Raw genomic sequence first — 4,580 nt, 5'->3', positions numbered from 1 at the left:
CCGGCCCACCCTGGGGCATGACCGACCACCGCGACGACCGCCCCCATGCCACTGAGGACCAGGGCCACACCTACGCGACCAACCAGACCGAGATTGTCGAGGAAGGCATGCAGGGCGCGACCGGCAACATGGACGCCAACGGCCTCTCGGGCGAGGCTGGCCCCGAGAAGCTGGAGGAACTGCGCGAGAACCTCTCGGAGATGACGGACGGCAGCGAGGACGCGGAGCAAGCGTAAGCTGCCCCGCACGGGTCGCCGCTCCGGTTGGGGCGGCGACCTGTTCATGGGCACGGTGCCTGTGGCGGCGGCGGGTCCGGGCAAGGCGTGCAGGCGGATGCTTTTTTGTCCCTTCCAGCCTCCAGGGTCTCGGACAGCCTGCGCCATCGCTGACGCCACTCCTGGGCCGCGCCTGCCAGACCTGCCCACGGACCTCTGACCCGTCCCCCCGCCCCGGACGCCGCTCATGGGGGTTGCCTATACTTCCCCCATGTCCCTTCTCGACATGATCGGCCCCGTGATGATCGGGCCGAGCAGCAGCCACACGGCGGGTGCGTGCCGCCTGGGGCTGGTGGCCCATCACCTGCTGGGCGAGGCTCCGCGCCGGGCGAGCATCGGCCTGCACGCCAGCTTTGCCAAGACGGGCCGGGGCCACGGTACCCACCTCGCGCTGGTGGCGGGGCTGCTGGGATACGCCCCCGACGACCCCCGCCTGCCCCGAGCCTTCGAGGAAGCCGAGGCCGCCGGGCTGACCGTGGAGTTCCGCGACGTGGACCTCGGGGACGTACACCCCAACACCGCACACCTTGAGGTGCAGGGCGACACCGGGCGCGTGACCGTGCAGGGCAGCTCGACGGGCGGCGGCGTCATTCTGGTGACCCACGTGCAGGGCCTTGGCGTGAACTTCAGCGGGGCGGCCCCCACCCTGCTGCTGCGCTACACCGACGCGGTGGGCATGATCGCCCGTATCGCGGCCACGGTCGCTGCCGACGGGGTCAACATCGCCACCCTGACCTGCACCCGCGCGGCGCGGGGCGGACAGGCTCTGGTCGCCATCGAACTCGACGCGCCGCTGAGCTCCGAGGCCCTGGCCTTTCTCGGCCGCTGGCCCGACGCCGACTGGGTGCGGTTGCTGCCCAAGCTGATGGACGGCTGAGGCCCGGCCTCCTCCCGACCTCCCGACCCCCCCCCATTCCCTGCCCCCGGAGGAGCGCCCATGACCACCCTGCACGACCTGATGAATGCCCCGGCCCCCGCCTCCGCGTGGGTGCTCGCGCAGGACTGCGCCGAGACGGGCCTGGACCCCGCTGACATCCGCGCCGAGATGCGCCGCCGCATCGGGGAGATGCGGGCCTCGGTCGAGCGCGGGCTGGCCTCGGACGCGAGGAGCATCACCGGGATGGTGGGCTGGAACGCCAAGGGCCTGTGGGACGCGCCCGACGTGCTGAACGCGCCGCTGCTCAGACGCGTGCAGGCCTACGCGATGGCCGTCAACGAGGAAAACGCCCGCATGGGCCGCATCGTCGCCGCGCCGACGGCGGGCAGCGCGGGGACCATTCCTGGGGCCCTGCTCGGCGTGGCCGACCACCTCGGCCTCCCCGACGAGCGGCTCATTGACCCCATGATCCTGGCCGCCGGGGTGGGCAAGGCGATCAGCAGGCGCATGTTCATCTCGGGCGCGGCGGGCGGCTGTCAGGCCGAGATCGGGTCGAGCGCGGCGATGGCCGCCGCCGCCGTCGTGGAACTGCTGGGAGGCACCCCCCGCGCCGCCGTTCACGCCGCGTCCCTGGCCCTGATGAACACCATCGGGCTGGTGTGCGACCCGGTGGGCGGCTACGTGGAGGTGCCCTGCGTGAGCCGCAACGCCTTTTTCGCCGTCCATGCGGTCAGCGCGGCGCAACTCGCCCTCGCGCAGCTCGAATCCTTCATCCCGCCCGACGAGGTGGTCGGCGCGATGGCCTCGGTGGGCCGCCTGATGCCCGCCGAACTGCGCGAGACGGCCGAAGGCGGACTGGCCCAGACGCCGACCGGCCTCGCCGTGACCGCCCGCATGGAGGGACGCGGGGAGGAAGGCGGCATGATCGAGCTGCCGATGGTGTGAGCACAACACCCCTCACCCAACCCTCTCCCCCAGGGAGAGGACTTTTCTGACCCCTCTCCCTGGGGAGACTCGCAGAGCTGCTTGCAGAGGGGCGCTGCAAAGCAGCGGGGTGAGGGGTCTTTACAGCACGCCCCGGTACATCTCGTCCAGCGTCAGGATTCGGCCCAGACAGGGTACGCCCACCTCGCCCTCGCCGCGATGCTCGCGCATCTGCCAGCCGCCGTCCGTGCGCTGGTATTCCACGACGTAGCGGCTCTCCTGCGACACGATCAGATAGGTCTGGAGGCTGGGAATATCCGTATAGGCCGCGTATTTGTGGCGACGGTCGTTGTGCGCCGTGCTGCCGGAGAGGACTTCCACCAGCAGACAGGGGGCCGTTTCGTAATAGCGGTCGGGTGGCTCCCCGCCGCAGACCAGCATCACGTCCGGGTAGAAGTAGCTGGAATCGCCGGAGATGTAGAGCTTCATGTCCGACTGGTAGAGGCGGCAGCCCCGGCGGTCAGCGTCGGGCAGCAGCGCCGCCGCGATGCGGAGGCTGATCCGCACATGCTCCCCGCTCGCCCCCGCCTGAGCGTGCAGCGGATACACGAAGCCGCCCACGTACTCGCGCTTGTAGGGGCTCTCGCGCTCGGTGCGGAGGTACTCGGCCTCGTTCATGGCCTGCGGCGCCGCGTCCGTCATGGGGCCATCTTACGGCGCTCCGGACTGAGAAGGGCCGCCCACCCCACGCCGAGGAGGGCCAGCGTCAGCAGGGGCAGCGCTGGGGGCAAGGACATTCCGAACAGCTGCTCCGCCCCGGTCCCCGACGCGAGGGCGGTCCACGCGGAGGCCAGCCCCACTCCGGCCCACCCCACGTCCCCGAACCGCAGCGCCCACAGGCTCAGGGCCACGCCCGCCAGCGCCAGCCACGGCCCCGGCTCGGTGGGCGACGCCAGCAGCAGCGCGACAGCGACCAGCGCGGTTTGTCCCGGNGGTCCCCGACGCGAGGGCGGTCCACGCGGAGGCCAGCCCCACTCCGGCCCACCCCACGTCCCCGAACCGCAGCGCCCACAGGCTCAGGGCCACGCCCGCCAGCGCCAGCCACGGCCCCGGCTCGGTGGGCGACGCCAGCAGCAGCGCGACAGCGACCAGCGCGGTTTGTCCCGGCAGAAGGTGACCCAGAAGGAGGCGGTTCCAGCGCAGGCGGCGGGCGGCGCGGCGCGTCCCGGCGGCCCAGGCGGGGTCGGGGGAGGCTGCGGCCTCGCGGTGCATGGCCTGCTGCCAATCGTGGGGAGTCATGCGCGGGGGCGACTCAGCCGGGAGCCCACCCAGATGCTCAGCATCCCGAACACGGCACATCCGGCGGCGAAGGTCAGGCTTCCACCCGTCAGGGTATAGGTCACGAAATCCCGTGCGGCGGCGTCCATCACCTGCCCGTCGGGGCCTCTCCAGACTCCGTCGTAGCGGACAGCGGCGCCGATCAGCCAGGCCCACAGGGGAATCAGGGCCAGCAACGCGCCTCCTGGCAGCGGACGCACCCGCAAGGCCCCCAGCATCAGCCCCACGCCGATCAGCAGCCCCAGAAACGCCAGGTCGAACCGCATCGGGTGGACCATGCCCCAGACGCCCAGCGGGTTGCGGTCCATCTGCCACAAAGCGCGGGCGACCAGCACCACCAGCCCGTGCCAGCAGGCCGCCAGCAGCGCGGCGCTCATCAGCGGCGGTAGGACCTGCCCCAGAAGGCTGTAGCCCCGGCGGACACGCATGAATCGGCGCGTCTCCCGCGCCCACCCCCCATCCTCCACACTCGCCGCCTCGTTCTCCATCGCCTGCTGCCACTCGTCCGGTCTCATATCACTGCTCCTTTCAGCCTGATCGAGGTCTGTTCCGGCACTTCCCGCGCCAGCCGCAGCCCCTCCGCTGTCAGCGTGTAGAGGTGCCGGGGCGGTTTGCCGGGGTGCGGCGAGGTTTCCCAGTCCGCCGCCAGATACCCCCCCGCGTGCAGCCGCTGGAGGATGGGGTAGAGGGTCCCACTCTTCAGCCCCGTCACCCGGCTGAGGTCGTAACCGTAGCTGGGCGCGGGGTGGGCCGTCAGCAGCGTCTGCAGGACGGCGCGGGTAGGCGGGCTGGCATTCGGGGATCGGGGCATGGAATATCTTCTACTTATGTAGAGTTTGAAGTCAAGGGGCAGATCAGAGGGAGGGCGTCGTGCCCCCGTCCTCACGCCAGGGCGGTCAGCCCCAGCGCGGCCCGCAGCTCTCCGTGCCCTGCCAGCACGCGCACCGCCCCGGCCTCGCGCAGCGCCGCCCCGCTGTCGGGGTGGATGTGCCCGCCCGCCAGCAGGCCCCACACGGTCGCCCCGGCACCGACGCCCGCCAGCACGCCCGTCACGCTGTCCTCCACGACGAGGCAGCGGGCGGGGGAGACCCCCAGCCGCCCGGCGGCGTGGGCGTACAGGTCCGGCAGCGGCTTGCCCCGGCCGCCCACATGGGCGGGGTCATAGG

Annotated in this window: 8 protein-coding genes; 3 read left to right on the top strand and 5 right to left on the bottom strand. The window is 71.8% G+C overall.

The features are described 5' to 3' along the window. The 3 genes from QOL99_RS15240 to sdaAA form a co-directional block, all read left to right on the top strand. Positions 1-236, top strand: a 236-nt coding sequence (locus tag QOL99_RS15240) for a hypothetical protein (protein WP_285525072.1), incomplete at its 5' end; no start/stop codon positions are given. Between the two features lie 250 nt (positions 237-486). Continuing rightward, positions 487-1,152 carry an L-serine ammonia-lyase, iron-sulfur-dependent subunit beta gene (gene sdaAB / locus QOL99_RS15235; protein ID WP_285525071.1) on the top strand — a complete coding sequence of 222 codons (666 nt, stop codon included), beginning with the start codon at positions 487-489 and terminating at the stop codon, positions 1,150-1,152. A 60-nt stretch (positions 1,153-1,212) separates the two neighbouring features. Beyond that, positions 1,213-2,097: an L-serine ammonia-lyase, iron-sulfur-dependent, subunit alpha gene (sdaAA, locus tag QOL99_RS15230; RefSeq protein ID WP_285525070.1), complete on the top strand. Its 885-nt coding sequence runs from the start codon at positions 1,213-1,215 to the stop codon at positions 2,095-2,097. 120 nt (positions 2,098-2,217) lie between these two features. On the opposite strand, the gene QOL99_RS15225 is transcribed toward sdaAA, so the two are convergent. The 5 genes from QOL99_RS15225 to QOL99_RS15205 all read right to left on the bottom strand — a co-directional run. After that, the gene (locus QOL99_RS15225) at positions 2,218-2,778 is read right to left on the bottom strand and encodes a Uma2 family endonuclease (protein WP_285525068.1); all 561 of its coding nucleotides are present in this window, start codon (positions 2,776-2,778) and stop codon (positions 2,218-2,220) included. Continuing rightward, positions 2,775-2,987 carry a hypothetical protein gene (locus tag QOL99_RS15220; protein WP_285525066.1) on the bottom strand — a complete coding sequence of 71 codons (213 nt, stop codon included), beginning with the start codon at positions 2,985-2,987 and terminating at the stop codon, positions 2,775-2,777. The genes QOL99_RS15225 and QOL99_RS15220 overlap by 4 nt, the downstream gene beginning before the upstream one ends. A 384-nt stretch (positions 2,988-3,371) precedes the next feature. Continuing rightward, entirely contained in the window at positions 3,372-3,929 is a 558-nt protein-coding gene (locus QOL99_RS15215; protein ID WP_285525064.1) for a hypothetical protein, read from the bottom strand. Next, the gene (locus tag QOL99_RS15210; RefSeq protein WP_285525063.1) at positions 3,926-4,225 is read right to left on the bottom strand and encodes a PadR family transcriptional regulator; all 300 of its coding nucleotides are present in this window, start codon (positions 4,223-4,225) and stop codon (positions 3,926-3,928) included. The genes QOL99_RS15215 and QOL99_RS15210 overlap by 4 nt, the downstream gene beginning before the upstream one ends. A gap of 71 nt (positions 4,226-4,296) precedes the next feature. After that, positions 4,297-4,580 (bottom strand): HAD-IA family hydrolase (locus QOL99_RS15205; RefSeq protein WP_285525062.1); only part of this gene is annotated, 284 nt, incomplete at its 5' end.

The organism is Deinococcus rhizophilus, from assembly GCF_030271215.1.
Lineage (GTDB): Bacteria > Deinococcota > Deinococci > Deinococcales > Deinococcaceae > Deinococcus > Deinococcus rhizophilus.
This window is presented reverse-complemented; position numbering and strand designations above follow the sequence as displayed.